The organism is Kluyvera intermedia, assembly GCF_034424175.1.
GTDB classification, from domain to species: Bacteria; Pseudomonadota; Gammaproteobacteria; order Enterobacterales; family Enterobacteriaceae; genus Kluyvera; species Kluyvera intermedia.
The window spans coordinates 2,042,566-2,068,691 of record NZ_CP139986.1 but is presented as its reverse complement, the minus strand read 5'-3'; the positions used below and the strand labels follow the sequence as shown (position 1 = coordinate 2,068,691).

Annotated in this window: 30 protein-coding genes and 2 pseudogenes; 5 read left to right on the top strand and 27 right to left on the bottom strand. The window is 51.6% G+C overall.

Going from position 1 to position 26,126, the window contains the following annotated elements; translation table 11 throughout:
• Positions 1-11 precede the first annotated feature (11 nt).
• The gene (znuA, locus tag U0026_RS10060; protein WP_062776144.1) at positions 12-971 is read right to left on the bottom strand and encodes a zinc ABC transporter substrate-binding protein ZnuA; all 960 of its coding nucleotides are present in this window, start codon (positions 969-971) and stop codon (positions 12-14) included.
• 77 nt (positions 972-1,048) lie between these two features.
• On the opposite strand from znuA, the gene znuC reads away from it, so the two are divergent.
• Entirely contained in the window at positions 1,049-1,804 is a 756-nt protein-coding gene (gene znuC, locus U0026_RS10055) for a zinc ABC transporter ATP-binding protein ZnuC (protein WP_062776142.1), read from the top strand.
• On the top strand, positions 1,801-2,589 hold the full coding sequence (gene znuB, locus U0026_RS10050; protein ID WP_062776141.1) for a zinc ABC transporter permease subunit ZnuB: 789 nt from the start codon (positions 1,801-1,803) through the stop codon (positions 2,587-2,589). Before znuC ends, znuB begins: the two co-directional genes overlap by 4 nt.
• Before the next feature lie 82 nt (positions 2,590-2,671).
• On the opposite strand, the gene U0026_RS10045 is transcribed toward znuB, so the two are convergent.
• From U0026_RS10045 to aspS, 7 genes are all read right to left on the bottom strand, one after another.
• A complete protein-coding gene (locus U0026_RS10045; protein WP_062776139.1) occupies positions 2,672-3,124 on the bottom strand; it encodes a hypothetical protein in 453 nt (150 codons plus the stop codon).
• 166 nt (positions 3,125-3,290) lie between these two features.
• Positions 3,291-4,301: a Holliday junction branch migration DNA helicase RuvB gene (ruvB, locus tag U0026_RS10040; protein ID WP_062776138.1), complete on the bottom strand. Its 1,011-nt coding sequence runs from the start codon at positions 4,299-4,301 to the stop codon at positions 3,291-3,293.
• Positions 4,302-4,309: 8 nt separating this feature from the next.
• Positions 4,310-4,921 carry a Holliday junction branch migration protein RuvA gene (gene ruvA, locus U0026_RS10035; RefSeq protein ID WP_062776136.1) on the bottom strand — a complete coding sequence of 204 codons (612 nt, stop codon included), beginning with the start codon at positions 4,919-4,921 and terminating at the stop codon, positions 4,310-4,312.
• An 81-nt stretch (positions 4,922-5,002) separates the two neighbouring features.
• The gene (ruvC, locus tag U0026_RS10030; protein ID WP_003034867.1) at positions 5,003-5,524 is read right to left on the bottom strand and encodes a crossover junction endodeoxyribonuclease RuvC; all 522 of its coding nucleotides are present in this window, start codon (positions 5,522-5,524) and stop codon (positions 5,003-5,005) included.
• Positions 5,525-5,558: 34 nt separating this feature from the next.
• The gene (locus U0026_RS10025) at positions 5,559-6,302 is read right to left on the bottom strand and encodes a YebC/PmpR family DNA-binding transcriptional regulator (RefSeq protein WP_062776134.1); all 744 of its coding nucleotides are present in this window, start codon (positions 6,300-6,302) and stop codon (positions 5,559-5,561) included.
• A 28-nt stretch (positions 6,303-6,330) separates the two neighbouring features.
• The gene (gene nudB / locus U0026_RS10020) at positions 6,331-6,774 is read right to left on the bottom strand and encodes a dihydroneopterin triphosphate diphosphatase (RefSeq protein ID WP_062776132.1); all 444 of its coding nucleotides are present in this window, start codon (positions 6,772-6,774) and stop codon (positions 6,331-6,333) included.
• A gap of 1 nt (position 6,775) precedes the next feature.
• Positions 6,776-8,563 carry an aspartate--tRNA ligase gene (aspS, locus tag U0026_RS10015; RefSeq protein ID WP_062776131.1) on the bottom strand — a complete coding sequence of 596 codons (1,788 nt, stop codon included), beginning with the start codon at positions 8,561-8,563 and terminating at the stop codon, positions 6,776-6,778.
• A 266-nt stretch (positions 8,564-8,829) separates the two neighbouring features.
• Between aspS and U0026_RS10010 the strand changes: the two genes are divergently transcribed.
• The 3 genes and pseudogenes from U0026_RS10010 (at position 8,830) to U0026_RS22765 (ending at position 9,943) form a co-directional block, all read left to right on the top strand.
• Entirely contained in the window at positions 8,830-9,396 is a 567-nt protein-coding gene (locus U0026_RS10010) for a hydrolase (RefSeq protein WP_062776128.1), read from the top strand.
• Positions 9,393-9,488: pseudogene (locus U0026_RS10005) on the top strand (hypothetical protein); the annotation flags it as partial. The gene U0026_RS10010 and the pseudogene U0026_RS10005, both read left to right, overlap by 4 nt.
• Before the next feature lie 338 nt (positions 9,489-9,826).
• Positions 9,827-9,943: a YnaM/YnfT family protein gene (locus U0026_RS22765; protein WP_373859633.1), complete on the top strand. Its 117-nt coding sequence runs from the start codon at positions 9,827-9,829 to the stop codon at positions 9,941-9,943.
• Between the two features lie 607 nt (positions 9,944-10,550).
• Here U0026_RS22765 and U0026_RS10000 read toward each other — a convergent pair.
• The 19 genes and pseudogenes from U0026_RS10000 to U0026_RS09910 all read right to left on the bottom strand — a co-directional run bounded on the left by U0026_RS10000 (position 10,551) and on the right by U0026_RS09910 (position 26,116).
• Positions 10,551-10,715, bottom strand: coding sequence for a hypothetical protein (locus U0026_RS10000; protein WP_156484230.1), 165 nt, complete (start codon positions 10,713-10,715; stop codon positions 10,551-10,553).
• A gap of 5 nt (positions 10,716-10,720) precedes the next feature.
• The gene (locus U0026_RS09995; RefSeq protein ID WP_126440712.1) at positions 10,721-11,833 is read right to left on the bottom strand and encodes a tail fiber domain-containing protein; all 1,113 of its coding nucleotides are present in this window, start codon (positions 11,831-11,833) and stop codon (positions 10,721-10,723) included.
• A 71-nt stretch (positions 11,834-11,904) separates the two neighbouring features.
• Positions 11,905-12,543 carry a hypothetical protein gene (locus U0026_RS09990; protein WP_062779914.1) on the bottom strand — a complete coding sequence of 213 codons (639 nt, stop codon included), beginning with the start codon at positions 12,541-12,543 and terminating at the stop codon, positions 11,905-11,907.
• Positions 12,540-12,812, bottom strand: coding sequence for a hypothetical protein (locus U0026_RS09985; RefSeq protein ID WP_062779912.1), 273 nt, complete (start codon positions 12,810-12,812; stop codon positions 12,540-12,542). Before U0026_RS09985 ends, U0026_RS09990 begins: the two co-directional genes overlap by 4 nt.
• A gap of 245 nt (positions 12,813-13,057) precedes the next feature.
• Positions 13,058-16,237, bottom strand: coding sequence for a TipJ family phage tail tip protein (locus tag U0026_RS09980; protein WP_126440710.1), 3,180 nt, complete (start codon positions 16,235-16,237; stop codon positions 13,058-13,060).
• A gap of 53 nt (positions 16,238-16,290) precedes the next feature.
• On the bottom strand, positions 16,291-16,878 hold the full coding sequence (locus U0026_RS09975; RefSeq protein ID WP_062779625.1) for a tail assembly protein: 588 nt from the start codon (positions 16,876-16,878) through the stop codon (positions 16,291-16,293).
• Complete coding sequence (locus U0026_RS09970; protein ID WP_062779623.1) at positions 16,878-17,588, bottom strand: C40 family peptidase; 711 nt, start codon at positions 17,586-17,588, stop codon at positions 16,878-16,880. Before U0026_RS09970 ends, U0026_RS09975 begins: the two co-directional genes overlap by 1 nt.
• Positions 17,589-17,590: 2 nt before the next feature.
• The gene (locus U0026_RS09965) at positions 17,591-18,349 is read right to left on the bottom strand and encodes a phage minor tail protein L (RefSeq protein ID WP_062779621.1); all 759 of its coding nucleotides are present in this window, start codon (positions 18,347-18,349) and stop codon (positions 17,591-17,593) included.
• Entirely contained in the window at positions 18,346-18,684 is a 339-nt protein-coding gene (locus U0026_RS09960) for a phage tail protein (protein WP_062779619.1), read from the bottom strand. Before U0026_RS09960 ends, U0026_RS09965 begins: the two co-directional genes overlap by 4 nt.
• A 2-nt stretch (positions 18,685-18,686) precedes the next feature.
• Positions 18,687-21,941, bottom strand: coding sequence for a phage tail tape measure protein (locus tag U0026_RS09955; protein WP_062779618.1), 3,255 nt, complete (start codon positions 21,939-21,941; stop codon positions 18,687-18,689).
• Positions 21,942-21,982: 41 nt separating this feature from the next.
• Positions 21,983-22,171, bottom strand: coding sequence for a YebO family protein (locus tag U0026_RS09950; protein WP_062779616.1), 189 nt, complete (start codon positions 22,169-22,171; stop codon positions 21,983-21,985).
• Positions 22,172-22,228: 57 nt separating this feature from the next.
• Positions 22,229-22,507: a phage tail assembly protein T gene (locus U0026_RS09945; protein WP_062779615.1), complete on the bottom strand. Its 279-nt coding sequence runs from the start codon at positions 22,505-22,507 to the stop codon at positions 22,229-22,231.
• Between the two features lie 8 nt (positions 22,508-22,515).
• On the bottom strand, positions 22,516-22,899 hold the full coding sequence (locus tag U0026_RS09940; RefSeq protein WP_062779613.1) for a phage tail assembly chaperone: 384 nt from the start codon (positions 22,897-22,899) through the stop codon (positions 22,516-22,518).
• A 32-nt stretch (positions 22,900-22,931) separates the two neighbouring features.
• A pseudogene (locus U0026_RS09935) lies at positions 22,932-23,351 on the bottom strand (phage tail tube protein); the annotation flags it as partial.
• A 59-nt stretch (positions 23,352-23,410) separates the two neighbouring features.
• Complete coding sequence (locus tag U0026_RS09930) at positions 23,411-23,758, bottom strand: DUF3168 domain-containing protein (protein WP_073971244.1); 348 nt, start codon at positions 23,756-23,758, stop codon at positions 23,411-23,413.
• Positions 23,755-24,204 (bottom strand): HK97-gp10 family putative phage morphogenesis protein, encoded by a 450-nt coding sequence (locus U0026_RS09925; protein ID WP_062779610.1) that lies wholly within the window; start codon positions 24,202-24,204, stop codon positions 23,755-23,757. The genes U0026_RS09930 and U0026_RS09925 overlap by 4 nt, the downstream gene beginning before the upstream one ends.
• Entirely contained in the window at positions 24,201-24,539 is a 339-nt protein-coding gene (locus U0026_RS09920) for a phage head closure protein (protein ID WP_062779608.1), read from the bottom strand. The genes U0026_RS09925 and U0026_RS09920 overlap by 4 nt, the downstream gene beginning before the upstream one ends.
• Positions 24,540-24,548: 9 nt before the next feature.
• Positions 24,549-24,860, bottom strand: a complete 312-nt coding sequence (locus U0026_RS09915; protein ID WP_062779606.1) for a head-tail connector protein — start codon at positions 24,858-24,860, stop codon at positions 24,549-24,551.
• A 41-nt stretch (positions 24,861-24,901) separates the two neighbouring features.
• Positions 24,902-26,116 (bottom strand): phage major capsid protein, encoded by a 1,215-nt coding sequence (locus U0026_RS09910; RefSeq protein WP_062779604.1) that lies wholly within the window; start codon positions 26,114-26,116, stop codon positions 24,902-24,904.
• Positions 26,117-26,126: the final 10 nt, after the last annotated feature.

Below are 26,126 nucleotides of genomic sequence, written 5' to 3'. Positions count from 1 at the left end.
TATTCACTTCCTTACTTATCTCCTTTCAGGCAGCTCGCATACTGGGTCGCCAGTTGAGTCAGAAACGCAGGGTAGCTCCCTTTACTCAACTGTATATTCGTGCCGAGAGGATCCAACGTTCCCATGCGAACAGAGGTTCCCCGCGCGACAGATTCAACGACAGCGGGCCTGAATTGTGGCTCAGCAAAAACGCAGGTTGCTTTTTGCTCAACCAACTGTGTTCTTATTTGATGTAAACGCTGCGCACCAGGTTGGATTTCAGGGTTGACGGTGAAGTGCCCAAGCGGCGTCAAACCGTAGTGTTTTTCATAGTAGCCATAGGCGTCATGAAAAACGAAGTACCCCTTACCTTTTACCGGTGCCAGCTCGCTCGCCACCTGCTTGTCGGTCGCGGCCAGATTGGCCTCAAAATCCTTCAGGTTGGCGTCAAGTCGGGCTCGACTCTGGGGCATAAGTTCCACTAATTTGTTATGGATTGCAACCGCCGACAGCCGCGCTATCTCAGGCGAAAGCCACAGATGCATGTTGTAGTCGCCGTGATGGTGATGTGCATCACCTTTTTCGCCATGAGCATGGTCATGTCCACCGTCGTGGTCATGATCGTCATCGTCGTCATCAGCCCCTTTCATGAGCAACGGTTTCACCCCTTCAAGCTGGGCTATGGTGACTTTTTTATTATCAGGTATGCTTTGCGTTGACTTATCCATAAACGCTTCCATTTCCGGACCAATCCAAACCACTAAGTCCGCGTTCTGTAAGCGTTTTGCGTCTGATGGGCGCAATGAGTAATCATGCTCTGAGGCACCATCTGGCAGTAAAACCTGCGTTTCGGTGACCCCATCTGCAATCGCAGAAGCAATGAAACCGAGTGGCTTAAGTGATGTGACGACGGCTGCGTCAGCACGCTGTGCTGCCGTTCCCCAAAGTGCAGCGGATAAAGCTGCGAAAAGAAGCGTATTTTTCTGTAACATTATGCGTCTGCTAATCGAAATGAATAAGAGATGTGTGATATTATAACATTCACTATCTTGTGCAACCCCTAATTGCTATGACTAATTTTGTATCTCTGGAAAATGTTTCTGTGAGCTTCGGCCAACGCCGTGTGCTCTCTGACATCTCGCTGAATCTTAAGCCAGGCCGCATTCTGACGCTGCTGGGCCCTAATGGCGCGGGCAAATCAACGCTGGTGCGTGTGGTGCTGGGTCTGGTAGCACCCAGCGAAGGCGTTGTCACCCGTGATAAGCATTTGCGGATTGGCTATGTACCGCAAAAGTTACACCTCGACGCGACATTACCGCTGACCGTCAAGCGCTTTTTACGCCTGCATCCTGCCACGCGCAAAGAAGATATCCTTCCTGCTCTCAAGCGAGTTCAGGCGGGACATTTACAAGATGCGCCAATGCAGAAGCTGTCGGGTGGCGAAAACCAACGCGTATTGCTTGCACGCGCATTGTTAAATAAGCCGCAGCTACTTGTACTGGACGAACCCACTCAGGGCGTAGACGTTAACGGTCAGGTCGCGCTTTACGATCTGATAAACCAGCTTCGTCAGGAGCTTAATTGCGCAGTGCTCATGGTGTCGCACGATTTACATTTGGTGATGGCCAAAACCGACGACGTGCTGTGCCTGAATCATCATATCTGCTGCTCCGGCACGCCGGATGTGGTGTCAATGCATCCTGAATTTATCTCCATGTTTGGCCCACGCGGCGCGGAACAACTGGGGATCTATCGCCATCAGCACAATCATCGCCATGATTTACAGGGCCGTATTGTTTTACGTCGGGGAAATGGGCAGTCATGATTGAAATTTTACTTCCCGGCTGGCTTGCCGGAATGATGCTGGCGTGTGCTGCAGGCCCGCTGGGCTCTTTTGTGGTCTGGCGTCGCATGTCCTATTTCGGCGATACGTTGGCCCATGCTTCGCTACTAGGCGTGGCTTTTGGCCTGCTGCTGGATGTGAACCCATTCTATGCGGTTATTGCGGTCACATTACTGCTCGCCGCCGGTCTGGTATGGCTGGAAAAGCGCCCCCACCTCGCGATTGACACTTTATTGGGTATTATGGCGCACAGTGCGCTGTCGCTCGGCCTGGTCGTCGTCAGCCTGATGTCGAACATCCGTGTCGATCTCATGGCTTATCTGTTTGGTGACCTGCTTGCAGTAACTCCGCAGGATCTGATTTCAATCGCCCTCGGCGTGATGGTGGTGCTGGCAATTTTGTTCTGGCAGTGGCGTAACCTGCTGTCGATGACCATTAGCCCGGATTTAGCGTTCGTTGACGGCGTGAAACTACAGCGCGTTAAGCTATTGCTGATGCTGGTGACGGCGTTAACGATTGGCGTGGCAATGAAGTTTGTCGGAGCGCTGATAATTACGTCATTACTGATTATTCCAGCCGCCACGGCACGTCGTTTCGCGCGGACGCCAGAGCAGATGGCAGGAATTGCGGTCGGTATCGGGATGATAGCCGTTACCGGCGGGCTGACCTTCTCAGCGTTTTATGACACGCCTGCGGGACCTTCCGTCGTGCTGTGCGCGGCGCTGCTGTTTATATTCAGTATGATGAAGAAACAGCCTAATACTTAAATAACGATCATCACCTCCACAGGAGGTGATTTGAGATTGGCTAACTCAATAAGCGCCGATGAAATTATCGGTGCTTATTTTATTACTTGGTACACGTTGCTAAATGCAATTTGGCGCCCTGGACGTTTTTACCGCCTTCAATATCAAGACACTTGAGAACACCATCGGAATCAGTTTTTTTCAGCTGTCCGTTTACATGGTCCCAATTACTTGCTACTGGATTATATTCGCGTATATAAACTTTACCGTCTAATGGTGCGTAACTATAATCCGGATGTGCATCCAGTCGCAGCGCCCCATTAATAGCGAAAGTAACCTGACGAATATTCTGCATACCTGGATTAGAACCACATACTTCCATCGTCGCCTGCTGGAAAGCAACGCCAGTCATACATAACGTTTGCCCATTGCTGGTATTTTCAAGTCGATCATTGACCATTTTCCATGTCTGGGTACCTGAAATAGCGGCATTCGCTACACCAGACATCGCGGCTATAGTCAGGACAGCAATAGATAGAACTTTCATTGATTTCATTTCTGGACTCCTCATGTGTTAGTGAAATTGATTTATAACCTGGGTACAAAGCTATAAATTCATCACAAATGAGCGAGTTATCTAAAAATGATATGGATGATTTTTCAGATGAGGTACAGAACTGGTCATACTCACTGGCGGGATTAGATATCCCGCCCGCCCATCATTACGGCATTTCTGGCGGCGTGATGCCAAAGTGAGTCCACGCACGCGATGTGGCAATACGTCCACGCGGTGTGCGCTGCAAGAACCCCTGCTGAATCAAATACGGCTCCAGCACGTCCTCAATGGTTTCTCGTTCCTCGCCAATTGCCGCCGCCAGGTTATCTAAGCCAACCGGGCCGCCAAAGAACTTATCAATCACCGCCAGCAGCAGCTTGCGGTCCATATAATCAAAACCTTGCGCATCAACGTTCAGCATATCCAACGCCTGTGATGCAATATCGACCGAAATCGTGCCGTCGTGTTTCACTTCCGCATAGTCACGTACACGACGTAGTAAACGGTTTGCGATACGCGGTGTCCCACGCGCACGGCGGGCCACTTCCAACGCACCGTCTTCACTCATCTCCAGCCCCATAAAGCGCGCGCTGCGCCCAACGATATGCTGAAGATCGGGAACCTGGTAGAACTCCAGGCGCTGAACAATACCAAAACGGTCACGTAGCGGCGAAGTTAAAGAACCGGCTCGCGTCGTCGCGCCAATTAGCGTAAACGGAGGGAGATCGATTTTAATCGAACGCGCCGCCGGCCCTTCACCAATCATGATATCGAGTTGGTAATCTTCCATTGCTGGATAGAGAACCTCTTCCACCACCGGAGACAGACGGTGGATTTCATCAATAAACAGTACGTCGTGAGGTTCGAGGTTAGTCAGCATTGCCGCCAGATCGCCCGCTTTCTCAAGCACCGGGCCAGACGTGGTGCGCAGATTCACGCCCATCTCGTTAGCCACAATATTCGCCAGCGTCGTCTTACCCAGCCCCGGCGGGCCAAAGATCAGCAGGTGGTCAAGCGCATCGCCGCGCATTTTTGCCGCCTGGATAAAGATCTCCATTTGCGAACGCACATGCGGCTGACCGATATATTCGTCCAGTAATTTTGGACGAATGGCGCGGTCTGCCACCTCTTCCGCCATGGTGCTGCCTGTTGAGATCAGGCGGTCTGCTTCAATCATCCTCTACCTCATAGCGCCGCGCGGAGCGCTTCGCGGATCAATGTTTCACTGCTGGCATCCGGACGAGCGACTTTGCTCACCATCCGGCTGGCTTCCTGAGGTTTATAGCCCAGCGCCACCAGTGCAGCAACCGCTTCTTGCTCGGCGTCATCGTCCGTTGGGCCCACTGGAGAGGTCAGAACCAGGTCGGCCGCTGGCGTAAACAGGTCACCATGCAATCCTTTAAAGCGGTCTTTCATCTCGACAATCAGGCGCTCAGCGGTTTTCTTGCCGATACCCGGCAGTTTCACCAGCGCACCAAGCTCTTCGCGCTCAACCGCGTTAACAAACTGCTGCGCCGACATGCCGGAGAGAATTGCCAGCGCCAGTTTTGGCCCTACGCCGTTGGTTTTAATCAGCTCTTTAAACAGCGTACGTTCCTGCTTGTTATTAAAGCCATACAGCAGTTGTGCATCTTCACGCACCACAAAGTGCGTGAAGACTATCGCTTCCTGCCCAGCTTCCGGCAGCTCATAAAAACAGGTCATCGGCATATGCACTTCATAGCCTACGCCGCCCGTTTCCAGAAGAACCAACGGGGGTTGTTTTTCGAGAATGATGCCTCTGAGTCTGCCTATCACATGACGCTCCTGCGTTAAGGGCTAAAAAGGTAATGTACTATCATAAAAAAAGGCTGGATATTTATCCAGCCCATTTTCTTATTATCGCAGCCGCCCACGCGCTAAATTCAACCGCGACTCGCTCATTTGCATAGCGTTCTGGCTGACGTGGCAGTGGGTAATGGCGATGGCTAGCGCATCCGCCGCATCCGCCTGCGGGTTAGCAGGAAGCTTTAATAGCGTGCGCACCATGTGCTGCACCTGGCTTTTTTCCGCGCTACCGATACCGACGACGGTCTGTTTGACCTGACGGGCGGCGTATTCAAAAACCGGAAGATCCTGATTAGTGGCGGCAACAATTGCCACCCCACGCGCCTGCCCCAGCTTGAGCGCCGAATCGGCATTTTTTGCCATAAAGACCTGCTCAATGGCGAAATAGTCCGGCTGGAACTGGGTGATGATTTCCGTCACGCCTGCATAAATTAATTTCAAGCGCGATGGGAGATCGTCAACTTTGGTGCGAATACATCCGCTGCCGAGGTAGGTTAACTGGCGACCCACCTGACGGATCACGCCATAACCGGTGATGCGTGACCCCGGGTCAATGCCGAGAATAATAGACATCACGCACCTCCTGGTAGTTTACGGCACAGCCACCTCATTCTAAGGTCGCTGCAACCTCGTCAGAGATTTCGCCGTTATGGTAGACTTCCTGAACGTCGTCACAGTCTTCCAGCATGTCGATAAGACGCATCAGCTTCGGTGCTGTTTCAGCATCCATTTCCGCTTTAGTGGATGGGATCATCGACACTTCAGCTGCATCGGCTTTCAGACCAGCGGCTTCCAGCGCATCACGCACTTTGCCCATATCTTCCCACGCGGTGTAGACATCAATCGCGCCGTCGTCGAAGGTCACAACATCTTCTGCACCGGCTTCCAGCGCCGCTTCCATGATGGTGTCTTCGTCGCCTTGCTCAAAGGAAATGATGCCTTTTTTGCTGAACAGGTAGGATACGGAGCCATCAGTTCCCAGGTTACCGCCGGTTTTGGTGAAGGCATGACGGACATCTGCAACGGTACGGTTGCGGTTGTCAGACAGACACTCGATCATGACCGCCGTGCCGCCAGGACCGTAACCTTCATAAATGATGGTTTCCATGTTCGAGTCTTCATCACCGCCCACACCACGCGCGATAGCACGGTTTAAGGTGTCACGCGTCATGTTGTTCGACAGCGCTTTATCAACAGCCGCGCGCAGACGTGGATTCGCGTCCGGATCGCCACCGCCAAGCTTAGCCGCTGTCACCAGCTCACGAATGATTTTGGTGAAGATCTTGCCACGCTTAGAATCTTGCGCCGCTTTACGATGTCTGGTGTTGGCCCATTTACTATGACCTGCCATAAAATTATCTCCAAAAAACTATGCCCTTTCAGGCAGCGTTAATGACAAATTCTTCAATCGCCTGCTGATTGCTCCACGATTTGGTGAGCGCCGCCGCAGCGGGTGCGTCGAGCCATTGGTAGGTCAGGTGTTCAGTGAACACGATCTCTCGCTCGTGGGGAAGCGCAAGGCAGAACCAGGATTCTGTGTTGCGCTCAATGCCAGGAGCATAGCGATGACGCAAATGTTGAAAAATTTCAAACTCCACCGTGCGTTGACAGTCCATCAAGGTCAGTTGCTCAGAAACAACGTCAATGGTGACCTCTTCATTTACTTCACGCAGGGCAGCTTGCGACGCGGTTTCCCCCTCTTCCAGACTGCCGGTAACCGACTGCCAGAAATCCGGGTCATCGCGCCGCTGTAACATCAGCACCCGCTTGCTGTCCTGGGCATAAATCACAACCAGAATAGAAACGGGCCGCTTGAATGACATGTTACTTGTTCTCCGCCGACTCTTTTGGCTCTTTTGCCACAACCTGAATACCCAGCTCACCTAACGATGCCGGATTCGCGAAGCTTGGTGCTTCGGTCATCAGACAGGCGGCAGCAGTGGTTTTCGGGAAGGCGATAACATCACGAATGTTGTCGGTGCCGGTCAGCAGCATGGTCAGACGATCCAGACCAAATGCCAGACCTGCATGCGGTGGAGTACCGTATTTCAGCGCATCCAGCAGGAAGCCAAACTTCTCGCGTTGTTCCTGTTCGGTGATGCCCAGGATACCAAACACGGTCTGCTGCATGTCGCCACGGTGGATACGCACGGAACCGCCGCCCACTTCATAACCATTGATGACCATATCGTAAGCGTTAGCAACCGCGTCTTCCGGTGCCGCTTTCAGCTCTTCTGCGGTCATGTCTTTTGGCGAGGTGAACGGGTGGTGCATTGCGGTCAGACCGCCTTCACCGTCATCTTCAAACATTGGGAAGTCGATAACCCACAGCGGCGCCCACATGTTTTCGTCGGTCAGGTTCAGATCTTTACCCAGCTTCAGACGCAGCGCGCCTAATGCATCCGCAACCACTTTCTTGTTGTCGGCACCAAAGAAGATCATGTCGCCATCTTGCGCACCGGTGCGCTCCAGAATCGCTTCCACAATCTCAGCGGTGAGGAATTTCGCTACCGGGCTGTTGATGCCTTCCAGGCCTTTAGCACGCTCGGTCACTTTGATGTAAGCCAGGCCTTTCGCGCCATAGATCTTCACAAAGTTACCGTATTCGTCGATAAGCTTACGGGTCAGTGATGCCCCGCCCGGTACGCGCAGCGCAGCAACGCGGCCTTTCGGATCGTTAGCAGGACCTGAGAAGACCGCAAATTCTACGGATTTCAGCAAGTCAGCAACGTCCACCAGCTCCATCGGGTTACGCAGATCCGGTTTGTCGGAACCGTAACGACGTTCAGCTTCCGCAAAGGTCATGATCGGGAAGTCGCCCAGATCCACGCCTTTCACGTCCTGCCACATCTGGCGAACCAGCGCTTCCATGATTTCACGCACCTGAGGCGCGGTCATGAATGAGGTTTCGACGTCGATCTGGGTAAATTCTGGCTGACGGTCAGCACGCAAGTCTTCATCACGGAAGCATTTTACGATCTGATAGTAACGGTCGAAGCCGGACATCATCAGCAACTGTTTAAACAGCTGTGGAGACTGTGGCAGCGCGTAGAATTTACCTTTATGTACACGAGACGGTACGAGGTAGTCGCGCGCGCCTTCCGGAGTCGCTTTGGTCAGCATTGGGGTTTCGATATCAAGGAAACCGTGATCGTCCATAAAGCGGCGCACGAAGCTGGTGATTTTGGCGCGCGTTTTCAAACGCTGTGCCATTTCCGGACGACGCAGGTCGAGGTAGCGGTATTTCAGACGCGCTTCTTCGGTATTGACGTGGTTGGAGTCCAGCGGCAGTGCTTCTGAACGGTTGATGATCGTCAGGTCAGACGCCAGCACTTCGATTGCGCCGGTCGCCATATCGGCGTTGACGTTCTTTTCATCGCGCGCGCGCACGACGCCGGTCACCTGAATGCAGAACTCGTTACGCAGTTCAGAGGCTAACTTCAATGCATCCGCACGATCTGGATCGAAGAATACCTGAACGATGCCTTCACGGTCGCGCATGTCGATAAAAATGAGGCTGCCGAGATCACGACGACGGTTGACCCAACCACACAGAGTCACCTGCTGCCCAACGTGGGACTGTCGAAGCTGTCCGCAATATTCTGTACGCATGAGATATCCCTTAACTTAGCCGTCGGCGGATTGTCGCCTGCCGTGCAGGCTTAACTGTCGCAGCTTTAGCTGAATGTCACTATTAGATGAAAAAAGGGGGCTATTATACTGGAAATTCTCGCCCACGATAAGCCCAGTGCGGTTTATACGCCTGTTTGCTGAACGCTTATTGCCTACGCTCACAAAAATTAACAATATTTATCCATTCAATCACCTGGCGACGATTGTAAGGTATGCTCCAACAGCCCGCTCAGAGAGGAAAAACCATGCTGAAGTTTGACGCCAACAAAACCGCCCTTGTAGTGATTGACCTGCAAGAAGGTATTCTGCCGTTTGCCGGTGGTCCGCATACCGCCAGCGATGTGGTGGCACGAGCCGCACGTCTGGCCGATAAATGCCGCGCCGCATCCATGCCGGTGGTGATGGTTCGCGTTGGCTGGTCGGCTGACTTTGCCGAAGCATTAAAACAGCCAGTTGACATGCAAGCTCCCGCTAAAGCACTGCCGGACAACTGGTGGATTTACCCGTCTTTGCTGGGCAAACAGGACAGCGATATTGAAGTGACCAAACGCCAGTGGGGCGCATTCTACGGAACCGATCTTGAAATGCAGCTGCGTCGCCGCGGTATTGAGACGATCATTCTGTGTGGCATCTCCACCAACATCGGCGTCGAATCGACCGCGCGTAATGCATGGGAGCTGGGCTTCAACCTGATTATTGCCGAAGACGCTTGCAGCGCCGCCTCTGCCGAGCAGCACAGTGGCAGCATGACGCATATTTTCCCGCGCATCGCTCGCGTCCGCAGCAGCGACGAGATTCTTGCCGCGTTATGATTTATCTAGGTCTGCCCCAATGGTCGCACCCGAAATGGGCGCGATTGGGGATCGCTGGCCTTGAAGATTATGCCCGCCACTTTAATTGCGTGACGCGGGCTATTTAAAAATCACTAAAGAACGCCCAAGAGCATGTGTTTTCTTTAGCTTATTCATACAGTTAAAACCTCGCCACATATGAAAATCGGTAAGGTTCATATATGGCAAAGCGTCCCATACGTGTCCCATAATGCCCCAAAAATAGCATATTTGTCCCACTAGTGCCCCACAAGACGCTTCTTAAAATGTCTCTATCCCTAGTACATTGAGTTACATTGGTGCATTCGGGTTGCCGGTACCCCCTTCCTTGATGCAATGCGCGAGAATTGCCAGGAACCTTTCCCTAATTCGGAAGTCTGATAATTGAATCCATCCAATATTAAGAAGAATTATGATCACTAGCCTCTCATTGATATTTTCTGTAATAATCGCCCTATGTATCACGCTGTACGCTGTAGTAAAGGTAGGGGTTGCTGTGTCTAACAATCCAGACAGAAATGATAATTAACCTCTACATTAACGATAACGTGACCTCTCGTTAATTTCTTTTAATAAAATGCATCAAATCACCGGGGGAATCATCAAAGTCAGTGGTTCTGGCATCATTGATGATGTAAGTGATCACCCCGAATACACCTCTCAACGGCGAGCTACCATCGCGCACTTTTGCTGCTCACCACCTTATCCGTCACTCCTTTGGAGGCAATCTTCAATGCCTGGTTGAATGCAATAACTGTTACTGGCCTTTGCTGAAATTTGACCCGGTTGGAGTGACTCTGAAAAACGTAAACATCGTGGGGATATTTGTCCCTGCGCCTCTGTACAATGTGGCGAACAACGGCTGGTACAGATAGGATTTTCTCTTCAAATCTTCCGTTCGCCTCCACTACAAGGGAGTCACCTATAAGGTTACCGTATCGCAGACTGACCACCCTACCAATGCTGACTGGTAAGATATGAAGAAAAACCCATAAGTCGGACCATGTGTCGCTGATATCTTTCAGTTTACAATTTATCGATGCGAATTCATGTAACGTTAACTGGCTCATGTTGTGTACTTTTTTTTCTGGCTGATTTGCACCAAGCTTATCAAAAAAAAATGGATAAAATCATGATTAGCTCTCATTCCCGCGCTCATGCAAGCTCCGGCTGTAAACAGAGTCAGCAGGCATCTCAACGCGCACCGAGATAAATACATCATCCGGGATATCCACTGGCTCACCACTCAGCCCGGTTATCAGCTTGTAAGTGGCGTAGTAGCGCCGCTTTCCGTATCGCATGACTGTTAAACTCTGCGCTCCTGAAGATCAGTAATTTGTTTCTGCAACTCCTGGATTGATAACGTCAGTTTGGCAATCATGGCTGTCTCGTCCAGAGAATAAGCATCAGCGGCGTTGTTTTCATCGAATCCCTCTTCAAGACCTTTGCCCTTCACACACTCCGGGGATAGTTCAACTAAGTCATTTGCAATAAAACCAAACTGCGTCTCACTTTCAGGAATGATGCCTCGCTTCTTAAACTTGAAGGTCGCGGGACGCCACTGCATTACCTCAGCCAAAGCGGAAGCTCCGTTAACGTATGCAATTTCTTTCTTAAGCAATTTGTCGGATGTGGTGGCTAACTGAATTGAACCCATTCGGGAGTTATCAACCCAAAGGTCTACCGGGCCGCTAACGAAATTAAGGAACGTAGAGTACATTTGTGGCCCACCATAAAGGCCAGGCTGGCATAAAATGCCCCCGTTAGAGTAAAAAACTGTCCGCCTGTTCCCTACGGAATCCAGATTCAGGATGACACGGTTAGTGCCATCAACGAAGTCAGCACGTGATCCCCGGAGCCTCGCTGCTTCCTGGCCAGGAATGACATCAAACCCCATAGAGTGGGAAAAAACGCCATCCGTTCCCCATGCCAGGTTCACACCACTATTAATTTGCCCCCCAGACTTACCATTTATCGTATCAAGGCGAGGATCCGTGGCATCTGCTTTAGCTTCCACGCTACTCATCAGTTTTTTAGCCGATGGCCCTGTCGTCTGGCTGGTATCTGGAAGCGTAATGGTGACATCGCCAGTAGCGGTGAAGAACTGCTGCCAGTTCCGTTTGTCGAAGTTAAGCCCCCGCAGAGCTTCGGCGCTTTGTGTGACAAGTGCAGCGGTAACCAGGTTCATTGCAACACGCGGCACGGCATACCATGCTGCTCCCGCCTGACTTGGGCCAGTGAAGTTACTCACCAGCGTCAGCGATGTATTACTGTTAACGCTTTTCACCGGGAGTGAGTACGGAATACCGCCTACAGTAACAACGGCGAAATCACCGGCCGCCAGTTCGGTTGTGAAGGCCGTGCCGGAACCGGTAACAGCGGCTGATTTGTTGGTCAGGGTTAATGTTCCTGCTGACATAGTGACTCCAGAATTTAGAAAATAAAAAACCCCGCCGAAGCGAGGTTAGTGATTGGGATAGAAAGCAGCCTCTACGAATAAAGTCGCGTATCGATGTAGATATACTGTTTTTTAAATCGTGGTGTGGGAGCCTGCCCGTTAATCTGTTCGCTGTAAATGGAATACCCGCCAACGATGTTGTCATATGCGCGTGCCGTCAGCGTCCCATAAATATAAATTCCAGCAGCAGGATCTAACGGGACAAGGTAATTTGAACTCATACCGGATACTACTGCCGCCGGAAGCCCGACATTAACGTCGTAGTTTGCACCATTGCCATTTCCTGAACCGTTCCACGGGTTATCTACAAAATGAAGCTCAAGCGGTAAACAGTCTGTATTCCAGACCATATCGCCGTTAGCGTTATACACTGCCATTCCAACACCATGCGCAACAGGAACAACGTTTGCGAACACGTAGACATGACCGCCTACCCCATTGCAGTTTAAATTCAGATTCCATTTCCCATTTGAAGCAACCGGAATAACATAAGCGGCACCGGTTGCAGAATCGTTACGGATAAATGAAATCACGTTTGCCGTGGCTGGAATGTCTGTGGGGATCGTCATATTTCCTGTGAAACGATATACACCGATAAAATTCATCGGTGTGACTTCAGGACTAATAAACAGACTACCGTCTTCACGAAAAATTTTAATACCATAACTCATTTGTACATCACCAATATTGGCTGATTTACTGATGCGTTAGACCAGGTAACCGTGCCATTGGCAACGGTCGCCGATGCCGGAGTCTGGCCTTTTGACCCGCTTGGGGTGAATATGTTTTGCGGATCTGCGACCAGGGTTTTGCCCTCAACGACCGGATAAGCCTTAGAGCCTGACGCTGGCGAAGTGATAACTGAGGCAACAAAGGTGGGATTGAATCGCCCTACCAGCTCATTCCCCTTAGCGTCGAACAACTGCACTCCGTAAGCCATAATCATCCCCTTTACATTGGTAGTTTGTCAGGTGTTCAGTAGACTTCCAGCCAGGAAAGAATCGAACATAAAGACCATTAATCGGTCTGACCCAATACGTCCCATTTTTATCAATGCGGATCTGTTTGATAGAAACTGTCGCAGTACGAAGTTCAGCACCGGCACCTAAATGCGAAGAATATACAGCCGTACAATCGACACTTTTAACGCCACTATTTAATGCCTGAGAAATAGAGGCGCAACCGCTAATATTTGCCAACAACAACCCGAAGAGTATTATTTTTGTCATATACCTTCTGTCCGTAGTTATCTATTGTGGTTCTACCATCACCTGCATTAGAACCATTAATTTCAAACGTTCCGTCTGCTTTCATGATGGTGCCCGTTTGGCCCGCAACATAATTCGATGAACGAAGCTCACCAATCTTTGCAAGAGTGATACTGGTATACTGAATAAACGCATCACTGATAAATACCTGCCCATTAACCACGGCAAAAGGTGAATATTGCGTATCACCACTGCCGCTCATCAGTACGAACTGGTTAGCGTTAAACCCAATCCGGGTAACCACTGGCTTTCCGGCCTCCGCCAGCACGGCAATCGACATCCCGGCGTCATACATCACACCGTTAATTCGAACCCCGGTTTTGAGGGTGTAAATCGCTGAGGCTCCAGTAGCATCAACGACGGCGGTCAGCTTATCTTCCAGTGCAGCAGTTACGCCATTGAACTGCGCCTGCACCTGCGTGGACATTTCCGCCATGGCCTTATCCACATCAGCGATAGTTGTCTTCACTACCAGGATATCAGCGCGGACCTCACCTAACTGAGCAAACTGATGCTCAACGGTTCCGTGGTTCGCCAGCGCGTTCTGCATAATGCCTTCAAGGTTGGTATCAATATCTCCCGTCAGGCGGTCACCATCTTCTGATGTCAGAAAATCGCCGGCTATATCTCCCAGATAATCATCCGCATTATCGTTAGCCATTCCTCGCAACCAGTCCGTCCAGCCAGATTCGTTCCCCGATTTATCGACGAGCTGCGCGCGGTACCAGAACTCCTGCCCAGCTTTAAGACCCAACTGGACATATTCGGACTGCGGATACGGGACATCAGACAACAGGAGCGGATTAGAATGATCGGCGTTGGCGGTGTACTGAATTTCAGTTTTGAGTGTATCGGCGGTATTCGACGGGAATCCCCAGTTCAGACGGATGCCCCAGTTAATACCAGTCGCGGCAAATCCAACCGGCTTCGGTGGATTTCCCACTTTGCCGGTAAGATTTACTTCTGATGATGTCGCCCAGACTGATGAAACGTCGCTGGCGTTCACCGCCCTGACGCGGACCAGATAGCGACCTGAGTAGACACCCTGCACTTCAAAGCCGAGAGAAGAGGTTCGGGGCACGCTTACCCAGTTTCCGCTGTCACGCCGCCACTCCGCCTCATACGCAACAGCACCCTGAACTGAATCCCAGGCAACGCGCATAGTGGTAATCGCAATGTTCTGGTTAACCGTTGAGTAACTGTCAACGACAATATTTTCTGGGGGAGCCTGAACCCCTGGTGGAATGACGCTGATCGGACGCTCGTCCAGTCTTGCGCCGGTATCAACGGCGGAATAGATGTCAGGGTTGTAAGTCGTCCCGGTGACTTCGAAGGTGCCGTCGTTGTTGTCCCGCGTTCCCGTTACACGGAAAAGCGCTATAGTCAGATCGTCAGAATCCACACCCCAGTTACATTCAACCTCCGGCGTTTCACTGTAGGGCGTGGTAACTGTCACGATGCTTCCGTTAACGGCCTGAACGGTTCTGGCCTGAGCCATGCCAGATGGCAGGTTCAAAAACAGCCGGTTCCCGGCTTTCACATCACTAGCGCGATCGAGTGTTATGTTGCGGCCGTTAACCGCACTCACCCTTCCGCCGATAGTTCTTCCGGCCAGCTCGTTAGCAGCCACGCCAATTACCTCCCCGACAGGAGGAACATCCATACCAGTACTGAAGGTCACTACCTCGCCGATACCGTTAGTAAGCAGCGCCCAGCGCCCCCGCCGGTTTGCCTCTGACTGCCTGGTACAGCCGATTGCAGTCATTTCTAACTGACGATAATCGAAGCGCATGGCCAGATCGTTATCGTAAACAGGCTCAGGCGTGTCTTTGAAGTGGTTGGCTGGGTCTGACCAGTTCACCAGTGCGGCAGTATTTCGGGTGGTTTCACTCGGGTCCGCAAAGGTAAATTTTCCCTCAACAACGCTGGCATGGTTATAGATGTGCCACACATCGCGGGGCATATCAGCCAGGACATACATCTTATTGTCGCCCCAGTACGTCATGCCGCGAAATATACCCGCCAGATCACGAAGTACGGTCCAGGCGTCATTACGGTCCTGGATATAAACGTTGCAACGAAAACGAGGCTCCGTCCCGCTTCCGCCCTTGCCGTCTGGTACCTGCTGATCGCAATACTGGGCGATGCGATAAAGCTCCCATCTGTCTATCTGAGTCGCATCGATTCTTTGACCCAGCCCGAAACGCTCGTTCAGAATGATATCGTAATAAATCCAGGCAGGGTTATCCGTCCATGCCCATTTAAATACGCCCTCCCATGTACCAGAGTAAGTCCGGGTTTCTGGATCATAAGTGTCTGGTACACGGATGATTCTCCCCTTCGGATTGCACACAACCTGAGGAATGCCATTAGGAAACTGCTTTGCGTCAAACTCTACATACAGCAGCGCTGTGTTAACGTAGCGAAGTTTGGCGTCAATAATTTCAGTTACAGCTACAACACGCATAGTGTCCACGATATTCACGCTCGTGGAATCCGGCGTGATTCTGCGAACCCGCAACTGCCAGCCAGTCGAGGCTTTTGGAAGGTTGATGCGGTGACTGCGTTCATAAAGCGACGTGGTTTTGTCATCGACAGCACCGTTAACCACCGTTTCATACGACCCGCCATCGACCGACAGATCGATGGCATACTCGACGCGGGTTCCGACTTTGTCGCCGTTGTTTTTCTGGAGTAAAAGAGTTGGCCATCCCAGGCGAATTCGCAGTGCAGAGAGCTGCGTGTTGGATACCGCGCGCACGTACGGCACGGCCTGTTTCAGCTCATATGAAACCTGAAGTTCGTTTTCAATGCCGGGGAAGCCCTGAATGTAGTCCTGTTCCTGAGTACCGGAACGGAACTCATATTTTACATTGCTGAAGTTGTAACTACCGTCGGCATTCTGGAGAGGCGTGTACGAAGATGAGTCACCAAGAAAAATGTTTTTACCATCAAGCCCGCCAGCGAACTCACCCTCCCCAAGAGCAATAAGCACCTTTGCCCTCGCAATGGACTGAATGCTGTCGGGTGCTTCAACGGGCGTTCTGGTCTGATTGCTTCCGCCTTTACCGCGGCCTTTGATGATTGTCGTCGTCATATCGCATCCATAAAAAAAGCCACCCGCAGGTGGCTTACAGTACATGGTTTGGTTTATTGCTGATCTTCGGCATAAATCCCGGCTGAGATAATCGCGCCGCCAATTTCCCTTTGCCCATAAAGCAGGGGGACGGGATTGCCAGATGCTGTTGTGTTAACGGGCCCACCAAACGCATAAGAGGGTTTGTTATCAGGATCCTGCCGCATTCGCAGACCTGATACCTGAGGGGAGAGCATTTGCACCACGCCACCAACTGCCATAGAACCAGCTGCAGCATATAGCGCCATTTGTGTACCTGCAGCCCATCCTATTGGGTTCCACCAGGTGAAAGCCACAATTGCGGCGGCTGTAATAATTTGAAAGAGTCCCGCCCTTTTACTACCGCGTATGACAGGGATAATGCGAAGTTCATCGCCAGGCCCAAGAAGCTCATACTCTTCCTTTCCTATGTTTATTTGGTTTCGGAAGATGACAAAGTCCAGCCCTTTCGCTCTGGTCTCGCGCAGGTAAGCATCAAATCCGTCAATTGTGTTTGAAAGCGCCCTGAAAACTTCGCTGGCGGACGTTAGCGCCCGGCGATGTGTCCTGCCAAATCGCTGGGCCATTGAGCCGCTGAGTTTGATAACGGTTTTTCTTTCCATTACATCAAATCCTTATAACGCAGAATTTTGATGGTACGGTCACGGTAATAGCCGCCGTAGGGAATACGCTGGCTTAGCTGGCCATACATGTGATGAAGTAGCATGCTGCCTTCCAGCAAAATCCCGGCATGGTTCGGGACGGTGGACTGAACCTGCATGATAACCATGTCACCGGGCTGAGCGGGACCGTCGTACTCACGGAAACCGCATTCCTGCCAGTTATCCATATAGAGGTTTTCACCCTGCTCCCACCAGTGGCGATCTACGCTGTAGTTGGGCAGTTCAATGCCGTGTTCGATGCGGAAATAGTCCATGATGAGAGACCAGCAGTCTGCATACCCGAGTACAAACTGGCGTCCTGTGAGGGGGCGGTCTCCGCGAGGCATGACGGTGCGAATGTCGCCCTCCGGCCACGATGCAATAATCCAGGGCAGTTCCGTGGCATCACACATTAGCATGTCGAGCTCGCTCGGCTGGGTTGTTGCCCCGTCGCCGGGGTGGCTGTGGACGATCGCCACCACAGTGCCCTGCTCTTCGGCGACCGCGTAATCCTCAGGATTAAGTTCGAATTGCTCAGTCGGCGACTCAGCCTGATTTTTGCAGGGGATGAACTTCTCCACCCGCCCCTTCTGGATAACTACGCCACAGCACTCTTCAGGGAAGGATGCGGCGGCATGCGCCAGAATGGCGCTAACTGTTTTCTCGCGCATTATTATCCTCTCAGAAGCGAAGCGCCGGGGAACCCGCCATAATCCAGCTGTTCATTCTCTCCGAAACGAGGTTTACAGCCCGTTGACAGCAGTCCGGAGCAAACATCCTTCGAAGGATCGTCTACCTGGTTCCCGTCTTTGTCGAACCAGCCGTTTTGCCCGGCGTAGGTGCAGCCATTTCCGGTTTTGTACCAGCCCCTCATGCACCATGTGCACATTGGCTGAATTTGCCGGGTCGGAATGAGTTGCCCGCGCAGATCGGCTGGGCTGGAAAGCTCAAACTCTACGGTTTCATCATCTGAGCCTGATTTACGGTCGATGTAATAAACCTGTTTGCGCTCCTCGTTGGGATTCGCAGTCGGATTCCCGCCAGGAAAATTTCTTGCATCCAGGTAGTGGACGAAGGTGTCATGGATGATCACCTTTGCTTTAGCCATCCCCTGAAACCTTCGGCACATCGCGCCAATCGTGCCACTGATGTTTGCAACGGTGAGAGACGGTCGTGAACTCTGTCCGTCACTGCTGACAGATATGCCGGTCAGTTCATACGGCCACGCGCCATACTCCTGCCCCTGCCACCACACTGATTTCAGCTCAAGTTTTGACTCGTCGCCGCCTGCGGCGATGATTTCCGCCTCGGTGTGCGGGATTGTCTCGTTGTGAAAGCGAAGAATACCCGCACCGAAAGCTGATCCGTCCACCTCGATCAGGCGGACGCGCTTACCCGGCTCCAGTTTCTGGACATCAGATGAAATACTCATGGATGGTATGCCTGTATGAATGTGCTGCTGAGGGTGTATTTTTTGTTGCCGTGGGTAGATATCTGGAAGGATTCCGCGCGCCATAAGCCTGAGGGCTCAAGCGGCGGCTTCCAGATAAATGACTTCCACCCGGCATGACTGTTGAGAAAGTTTTTTATGGCCTGAATGTAAGCCTCGTCGCCGGTAAAGCTCACGCTCCATTGAGGTGTTACCGGGTTGATACCATCCCCTGCCACCTGCGTATAGCCATCGCCAAACTGTGCCTTTCGGGTACGAAAATTTGTATCAACCTGAGAGGCAACCTTTGGGCACCAGCTGAAGGTTTCTACTGTCATGGTTAAACTCCCTTGATTAATCGCCACAGAGGCGAGCCCGGCATGCTGGCCTGTTCGTTAATGACGCCAGTGATGGCATCCTTAAGCTGCCTGCCTGCTGCTCCAGCAGTACCCTGACTGGCCGCCTGTGGATTTCCGCCCTGGATATTGATATCGCCGAAGTTAACTGAAGGTACACCGCCAGAGACCTGAGGGGTGCCAACTGCCCTAACGCCCAGCGAACCATCAGCGGCGCGCGTGAGCGGCATAATAGCTTCCGGACCCGCCTCGCCGAAAACGCCCGCCCCTTTGGCAAAAGCAAACAGCTGAGGCGTCTGAAAAACGCCATTGCTGTAAGCGCTAAGGGACGGAGAGTCGTAAACATTGCCCTTCGCATTAAAGGTAAAGTTCGCGCCAGCATTCTGAATAGCGGTACCGCTGCTGGCGGTAGCGGCTGATGAGGCGCCAAAACTGAACAGCGACCCAATTGAGCTGACGCCGTTAGCAACAGCCATGTTCACCAGAACGTTCAGGATAATCTTCAGTACGCTGACGCCCCAGTCCTTCCAGCTGTCAACGTTGCCATTGAGCATGTCGGTGATCGTGGTGACGGCGCCACCCATAGCCTGCTTCATGCCGTCAGCGGCCATGGAAGAATAATCAGTAGCTTCGTCCACCCAGTTCGCATAACCCTCAGACAGTCCCGTCATCCAGTCGTCACGCTGCGCATCAGAAGCTGCGTAATATCCCTCCTGGTCGCGCAGGCGCTCATCGAGATAGCGCTTATTAAGTGCCAGTCCCTGCTGATAGAACGTCTCGTCGATTTCACCAGCCTGACGCTGGCGGAGAAGATCGGTATTCTTCTGCTCGAACTCCTTACGCAGATTGAACTGCTCCTGAAGTCTTTCACGGAACCTGGTACCCTGCCCGTAACCCAGCAGTTGCGCTTCATTGGCTGAGCGGGCGCTGGCGTTACTGTCGGCAAGGTTGGCTTCGTAATTTCGCAGTTGCTCACGTAATTTAACCTGGTCAATCAGCGCAGCATTCTGCAATACCGTCTTTTTCTGGGCTTCTGTCAGAGAAGCAAGCTCCCCCTGGCTGACCTGGTATTTAACCTTCGCCAGTTCAGTATTCTGGCCTTGCAGGGCAATCTGCTCTTTTTGCTGTTTGATCAGCTTGTCATAGGCATCAGCTGTTTTTTCCGCCTCGGATTTCCCGCCCTTATGGCGGCTTGAGTCACGAATAGCTTGCAACTGCCTGGCTGACTCAACTTCCATGCTGACATACTTCTCACGCCAACCAGCAGGGAGATTAAGGTCAGATGCATCGAATTCCGCCTGCTTGCGGGTTTTGTCCAATCCCTTAAGACCGGACAACTCAAGCTGTCGCTGCGCCTTGTCTATAGCTTGCTGCTGCTTATTATCAAGTGCAGGAAGTACAGGCCCTGCATATTTTGGTGGGGACACTGCTGTAGACTGTCTGGAAACCTTGTTCAGACGGTCATACATCTCTGTAAGAGAACTTACGGCGCCAGCCATTTCTACTGTTTTATTTATAGCCTGATCAGTTATGTCGTTTATTAACTGTTGTGTTTGCTTTCTTTTATTGAGCATTTGCTCAAGTCGGCCTTCTTCAACCGCAAGTTCTGAAGCAAACTCTGCTGATTTCTCAACCGCATCGTTATACAGCCATGTTCCCTCTGAAGCAGAATTGGCTGCTAATTTTGCGTTATAAAGTTGATTGGATAATTCAGCAACTTTCTGCTTCTGCTGTTCAATCGCACTATTTTGAGCATCCAGTGAAATATTCGCCTGTCCAAGGTTGGCGGATATCTGCGTCTGAGACATTGATTTCAGATTATCTCGTACCTGCTCGATTGTGTCCGCATATTGGATTGCAGATTCCCTGGCTTGTTCTTGGCGTTGATACATCGTGTACCACGCCCCAGCACCCAACATTAAAATTCCTGGCAAACCACCAACTAACGACAAAAGCCCCGTAGCGCCAGACTTGAATAAATTCATTACCGATGTTGATCGGTTGAGTGCTTCTTGCGACGCTGATACTGCTTTATTTGACTGAACGAGAGTGGCATTGGCGGCTATCATTTCACGCCGTTTGGCAATAGAATTTTGTGTAGCTGTCGCTTCTGCATTTGTGTTTTTTGCAAGTTCCAGCTCGGATAGCGAGAGCTGATAAGCACGCTCGGCAGCAATTGCATCTGCAGCCGCCTTTCGTTGTGATTGGGTAGCCGATTCAGCCCTTGCAGATGCGAGCGCAATTTCGTTCTTTCTGGCATCTATTAATTGCTCCGTCTGGTTCCCAAGGTCGCCAAACATCCCCCCAAGATAGCGAGCTCCACCTATTGCAGCCAAAGCTCCGGCAGCCGTAGCCACAGTGTCGATATTGTCAGAAACTGTATTCAATACAGCAACAAGGGTACTTGTCGCACCAGTGGCTTCATTAGCGCCTCCTACCCATGCCATGAAAGCATTTTCGATTTTCGTCGTGGCAGCAGAAACGGTCTGCGGCATTGCCTCAAATTCACCACGCATAGTGCCAAGTTGACTTATCAGGGCCGGGACAACTTTATCTGCGGTTAGCATCCCCTGATCGGCCATTGCCTTCAGATCTTTACGAGCTACCCCCATCCCAGCGGCCAGCGCACGGACAACTCGATCACCGTTTTCGTTAACAGAGTTGAATTCCTCGCCCCGCAGCACGCCCTGTGCTAATGCCTGACTAAACTGGGTGATAACAGAACTTGCTTCTGCCGTGCTGGCGCCGGATAACTTTAGTCCAGTAGAAATGGCCTCGGTTACATCCAGAACTTGCTGCGAACTGTATCCGTATTCACGCATCGATGTGGCGGAACGCGCAAACAGACTCGCATTATCAGAGAAGGCGGTTCCGGTTCGTTGGCTAATATCCATCAGCGCCCGCTGAGACTCTGTGAAATCATCGGACGACTGGGAAGCCTGCTTTAGCCTGGCATTAACAGAGCTCCATTCATCGGCTAACGATATAAGATGGCCAGTTGCAAATGCTCCAGCAAATGCACCTGCCATTCCCAGTGCTGAGGCCTTCGCGGTGTTTATTTGACTAGTTACCTCAGCCAAGGCGCGCTGAGTCTCCCGCGAAGCTGCGGCCGCTTGGCGTCCTCCAGTCTGCATTACCCGGTAATAGTCATTACCCATTCTTGAAGCACGGGAAATTTCTGACTGGAATGACTGAGAGTTTGCAGATATTTTGATGATCAGTTCGCGCAACGTAGCCATATTTTCACCCATAAAAAACCCGCTTGATAGCGGGTCTTGAGTTATAAACTGTCTTTTCTTTGGTGAGCGACTTGTATTAATAAATCTATTTGCGCATCTTGCTTTTTATTTATTTCTTTAAGGGTTTCAACTTGTTCATTTGCCCTTGTGCTAAACCGTAATAAATAAAAAATCACAATTAAATTTATCAGCCAGCCGAATACTCCAAACACTACTACCAGTGGTTCCATAACGCCTCCTTTTCTTAAGGAAAGAGCGTATCGCCACATTGAAGACATGTGAAGCAGTTATTGTGTCGCAGCAGTTAGCGCCGCCTCCAGTCCCGCAAACGGGTCCTTTGTTGCTGGCTGTTCATCACCACCCCATCGCAGGATCGCATCGTCCAGCGGTACTTTTGCCCCCTGCGAGCCGTAGATGGCAGAGACGAGCTGGGCTGCCTGAATGTCGCCACGGATATCGCCAACCGGACTTTGCCTGTCGTACTCAATCCACATCAGAAGCTCGCTTGCCGTCATATTCTGCCGAAGCTCTGAGAGCGTGCGCCCCATCCGGAGCGCAAGCGACATCAGAAACTTTACGCCGGGGGTTGATACTTTTCCCGCGCTTCGTCCGCGTTGTTGATCAGGTCAAGCGCCTGTTTGAGTAGGCGTGAATGGACGGGGCCGTAGATTTCACGCACCTGCTCTTCTTCGTCTACGCTGAATACCGGTTGCTTATCGGTGTCGCACAGGACGTCAATGAAGAGCACCACGTCAGCGCAAAGATTACGGTGTGCCTTTTCCGATACCGAAACATTTTCATCATCAGCACCCGCTTTCACCACTTCCTGCCAGCGCAGCCAGGCTTCACCTGACGGCTCACGGAGAACCACTTTGACGCCTTCCCATTCAGGAACGGCGACCGTCTTATGACGAAAGCCCGACATCTTAGCCAGGGCGAGGTTTTTAATGTTCTTCATTCGACCTCTCAGGATCCAGATTCGATGTTTTCAGGCTTACCCTTCAGGCGCAGGGAGAACGTTGCCGCAACCACGCCGTTGGTGCCAGAAGACCATGTGTGCTGGCGGATTTCAGCCAGGAACTTAAAGCCCTTGCCGGACGGGAAGATAACCTGGAAAGCGTAGGTAGTATCGTTGTCATACGCATCACGCAAGGCGTCCTGCGCCGGGTTTTTGTAGAAGTTGCCGGACAGAGAGATTTCTGACGGAGAAGGCAGACCGTTGATGTTCTCCTGCTCGGTAGAGCAAAGCGTGGTTACGTCGATATCCTGCTTCTGACCACCGGTGAATTGAATTTCTTTGATGGTGCAACTCAGATCGAGCAAGGTTGCGGAGTCCATCGTTTCCTTGGTGGCTGGCAAGGAGGAAATAAGGATCTTCGTCAGTTGCGATTTTTCATAAAGTGCAGACATAGCTGTCTCCTGGAAAAAGAAAACCCGCCATTAAGCGGGTTCATTGGGTGAATGATTTATCAAGGTGTAACTTTAAAATCCAGGGTGGCACGGTATAGCCGATAATATGGCTCGTATCCGGGTATTTTTACCACCTCTGTAGGGTTTAACGGCTTAAGCGAGGCAAGCGCCAAATCTCTCAGGTTTCTTGATTCTGTGATCGTTGTGGAATACGCATCGACCTGAACGGAAACCCTGCTCTCTGCCTGGCCACACAGCACGTCAGAGCAAACATCAGAGACGATAGAAAAGACAATCCAGGGTGGCGAGACTGACAGCTTTCCGTCACTTCCCAGTGGCGCAACGTAGGGATATACCCGGCCTTCTGCCAGAGGAGAGAGCAAGGCGTAGATATCATCTTCATTCACTTACTCAGCACCTCATCAATAGCCTGGTTCATCCTGGTAATAGCGACGCTGGCGGCCTCCTCCTCGCGAGTATCATAAGCGGGTCGCACAAATGGATGCGCAGGCATGTTCGCAGTGCCCAGCTCTACAAAGCGCCAGTAAAACGCATTACGCGGGTCGCTGGCTTTCATGGTGTTGTCGCTATTACCGGTTCGCATGTTGCGACCACGGATGTGAATACCGGAAGAAATTTCCCCGCGGCGGCGGCTTTTTTGGGTCACCACCACCACGTTTTTTTTCAGTTTCCCAGTACGTACCGGCGCACGCGCAATAACTTCTGCCTTAAGCACCTCAGCACCTGCGCGGGTAGCATCACGTAGCACCTTGTTATTTTCAGCGCGGCTAAGCGCCTCCAGGTCCTTTGCGATGTCATTCAGCCCGGAAAAATCGAGGCTCGTCCCAATCATTTTTCAGTTCCCTGTTTGCAAAGAATTTCGAGCTGAATACCACGAGAATCAGGGATTGGCGGACCTATGATATTCAAAATGGCACCCTTGAACGGGCCAGTCATAACCCTGAGTCTGGACGCAGCAGTTATATCGCTACGAAATCGTGTCCATACCCTGATAGTGGCGACTGCAGTTTCAGCCCCGGCGGCTACCATCTCGCGCCCACTAATGCCCTTTACTTCTGCCCATGTTTCCGCACCGTCATGCCACGCTTCAACAGGCTGGCCAGAAGGATCTCTGGATGTTGTGATGTTCTGAACTACCACCCTGTTTCTCAGTCTTCCGGCCTGCATAAAGTCCTCCTACGTTCCTGGCTGAAGGCGATAATCACGTATGCCATTGACAAAAAAATCGGGAAGTTCGCCAACCTGATCGCGATTGTCGTACCAGAAATTCACTAACTGCATGATTCTCAGCTTCAACAGCGGTGTGATTGCCATACCCGTTTCGTCACCTTCTGGTATATCGTCCACACTGTCATAAAGAAGTCGATTAAGCTTGAGCTGAGCCTCTTCTCTTGCCGATTCAACATAGAGCGTGAGCAAAGCAGCTTCCTGAGTATTGCCTTCATCAATCCGGCACTGAACATAGAGTTCTTCCAGCGAGGGGATCATGTCTGCACTCCATGAAATGGGGCCGGAGCCCCATTGTTAACTCAGCTACCTGATTCAGCGCCGATCTGCAGAAGCTTGATGGCCTGTGAATCCGCCAGCATGCCGCCAGTGCGCTTGGTGGTGTAGAAACCAACGAAAGGCTTGTTGGTGTATGGGTCGCGCAGAATGCGGGTGCCGATACGGTCAACAATGGTGTAACCACGTTTGAAGTTACCAAACGCAAGAGCCTTCGCGCCTGCCGCAATGTCCGGCATCTGCTCATTCTCGGCAACACCGTAGCCTGCCAGTGAAGACGGCTGTCCCAGCTCCAGCCCAGGACGCCACAGGTAGTTACCTTCGGCATCTTTCAGGGTGCGCACGGCAAACAGACTGTTGTTGTTCATCATGAACTTAGCACCGCTACGGTGAACTTTACGTAACGTGTAGACCAGCTTGATGATGGAATCCGCTGTAACACCCGCCGCTGCACCGGATAGGATGTGCTGCAGGGTTCCGAACGCACGCACTTTGTCAACTTCCAGCGTGGAGGCATATGCCAGGAAACCTTTCGGCTTTTTGGTACCATTACCGCTGGTGAAGGCGATCTCTTCCTGCTCAGCAAACTCAATTGCCAGTTCACTGTTAATCCAGCTCTCTACATTAAAGAAAGCATCATCCAGCATGGTCTGGGTCGCCTGTGGATTACCGTAGATTTCACCCATGAAAGGTTCAATCTGACCGAGTTTTGATGCCTCGGTCGCAGGGCGCGCATCCGTTTCACCTACCCAGCCGGAGTTGGTACCGCCGAGGTTAACCAGCTTCTTATAGTTTGCGCCGCCCACGGTAATCGTGGTTGCTTCCTGACGCATAACAACTTCATCTTTCAGAAGCTCAATGATGGTGCGATCAAGCTCTTCCGGCACGGCATAACCACCGTCCTCATCCACGCCAACCTGCAACGCTTTACGCTCCAGATCGCGCAGACCGTCATCTTTACCTTTGCGCATGAAGTCCATGAATGCGGACTTATGCTCACTGGCTTCTTTGGTCGATGTGCCACCAGCCGGACGCTTAAGCTGCTTAATCTCTGCTTCCAGCGAGGACTTCAGCTCATCAAGTTCACTGAGTTTGCCGTTCAGCGTATCGACTTGACCGGCAAGCTTGCCTTTTTCCTGCTCAATGCCATCAATACGCTTATCGTTTTTCTCTTTGAAATCGTTAAATTTCTGCTGAATTTCCTGCGCGACCTGTTCAACGTCTTTAATATCTACGGGCATGGTAACTCCT

Bases quoted from the DNA above. Each gene is read 5' to 3' on its own strand.
- U0026_RS09995 (WP_126440712.1), bottom strand. From the start codon at position 11,833: ATGTCAGCAGGAACATTAACCCTGACCAACAAATCAGCCGCTGTTACC.
- nudB (WP_062776132.1), bottom strand. From the start codon at position 6,774: ATGTCATTCAAGCGGCCCGTTTCTATTCTGGTTGTGATTTATGCCCAG.
- U0026_RS10000 (WP_156484230.1), bottom strand. From the start codon at position 10,715: ATGCGATACGGAAAGCGGCGCTACTACGCCACTTACAAGCTGATAACC.
- ruvB (WP_062776138.1), bottom strand. From the start codon at position 4,301: ATGATTGAAGCAGACCGCCTGATCTCAACAGGCAGCACCATGGCGGAA.
- ruvC (WP_003034867.1), bottom strand. From the start codon at position 5,524: ATGTCTATTATTCTCGGCATTGACCCGGGGTCACGCATCACCGGTTAT.
- U0026_RS10045 (WP_062776139.1), bottom strand. From the start codon at position 3,124: ATGAAATCAATGAAAGTTCTATCTATTGCTGTCCTGACTATAGCCGCG.
- U0026_RS09915 (WP_062779606.1), bottom strand. From the start codon at position 24,860: ATGATCCCCTCGCTGGAAGAACTCTATGTTCAGTGCCGGATTGATGAA.
- U0026_RS22765 (WP_373859633.1), top strand. From the start codon at position 9,827: ATGATCACTAGCCTCTCATTGATATTTTCTGTAATAATCGCCCTATGT.
- znuB (WP_062776141.1), top strand. From the start codon at position 1,801: ATGATTGAAATTTTACTTCCCGGCTGGCTTGCCGGAATGATGCTGGCG.
- U0026_RS09990 (WP_062779914.1), bottom strand. From the start codon at position 12,543: ATGAGTTATGGTATTAAAATTTTTCGTGAAGACGGTAGTCTGTTTATT.
- aspS (WP_062776131.1), bottom strand. From the start codon at position 8,563: ATGCGTACAGAATATTGCGGACAGCTTCGACAGTCCCACGTTGGGCAG.
- znuA (WP_062776144.1), bottom strand. From the start codon at position 971: ATGTTACAGAAAAATACGCTTCTTTTCGCAGCTTTATCCGCTGCACTT.
- U0026_RS09945 (WP_062779615.1), bottom strand. From the start codon at position 22,507: ATGTCGCTTGCGCTCCGGATGGGGCGCACGCTCTCAGAGCTTCGGCAG.
- U0026_RS09980 (WP_126440710.1), bottom strand. From the start codon at position 16,237: ATGACGACGACAATCATCAAAGGCCGCGGTAAAGGCGGAAGCAATCAG.
- U0026_RS09950 (WP_062779616.1), bottom strand. From the start codon at position 22,171: ATGGAACCACTGGTAGTAGTGTTTGGAGTATTCGGCTGGCTGATAAAT.
- U0026_RS09955 (WP_062779618.1), bottom strand. From the start codon at position 21,941: ATGGCTACGTTGCGCGAACTGATCATCAAAATATCTGCAAACTCTCAG.
- U0026_RS09910 (WP_062779604.1), bottom strand. From the start codon at position 26,116: ATGCCCGTAGATATTAAAGACGTTGAACAGGTCGCGCAGGAAATTCAG.
- U0026_RS09960 (WP_062779619.1), bottom strand. From the start codon at position 18,684: ATGACAGTAGAAACCTTCAGCTGGTGCCCAAAGGTTGCCTCTCAGGTT.
- U0026_RS09920 (WP_062779608.1), bottom strand. From the start codon at position 24,539: ATGCAGGCCGGAAGACTGAGAAACAGGGTGGTAGTTCAGAACATCACA.
- U0026_RS09925 (WP_062779610.1), bottom strand. From the start codon at position 24,204: ATGATTGGGACGAGCCTCGATTTTTCCGGGCTGAATGACATCGCAAAG.
- U0026_RS09985 (WP_062779912.1), bottom strand. From the start codon at position 12,812: ATGGCTTACGGAGTGCAGTTGTTCGACGCTAAGGGGAATGAGCTGGTA.
- znuC (WP_062776142.1), top strand. From the start codon at position 1,049: ATGACTAATTTTGTATCTCTGGAAAATGTTTCTGTGAGCTTCGGCCAA.
- U0026_RS09970 (WP_062779623.1), bottom strand. From the start codon at position 17,588: ATGCGCGAGAAAACAGTTAGCGCCATTCTGGCGCATGCCGCCGCATCC.
- U0026_RS09940 (WP_062779613.1), bottom strand. From the start codon at position 22,899: ATGAAGAACATTAAAAACCTCGCCCTGGCTAAGATGTCGGGCTTTCGT.
- U0026_RS10025 (WP_062776134.1), bottom strand. From the start codon at position 6,302: ATGGCAGGTCATAGTAAATGGGCCAACACCAGACATCGTAAAGCGGCG.
- U0026_RS09975 (WP_062779625.1), bottom strand. From the start codon at position 16,878: ATGGAAAGAAAAACCGTTATCAAACTCAGCGGCTCAATGGCCCAGCGA.
- U0026_RS10010 (WP_062776128.1), top strand. From the start codon at position 8,830: ATGCTGAAGTTTGACGCCAACAAAACCGCCCTTGTAGTGATTGACCTG.
- U0026_RS09965 (WP_062779621.1), bottom strand. From the start codon at position 18,349: ATGAGTATTTCATCTGATGTCCAGAAACTGGAGCCGGGTAAGCGCGTC.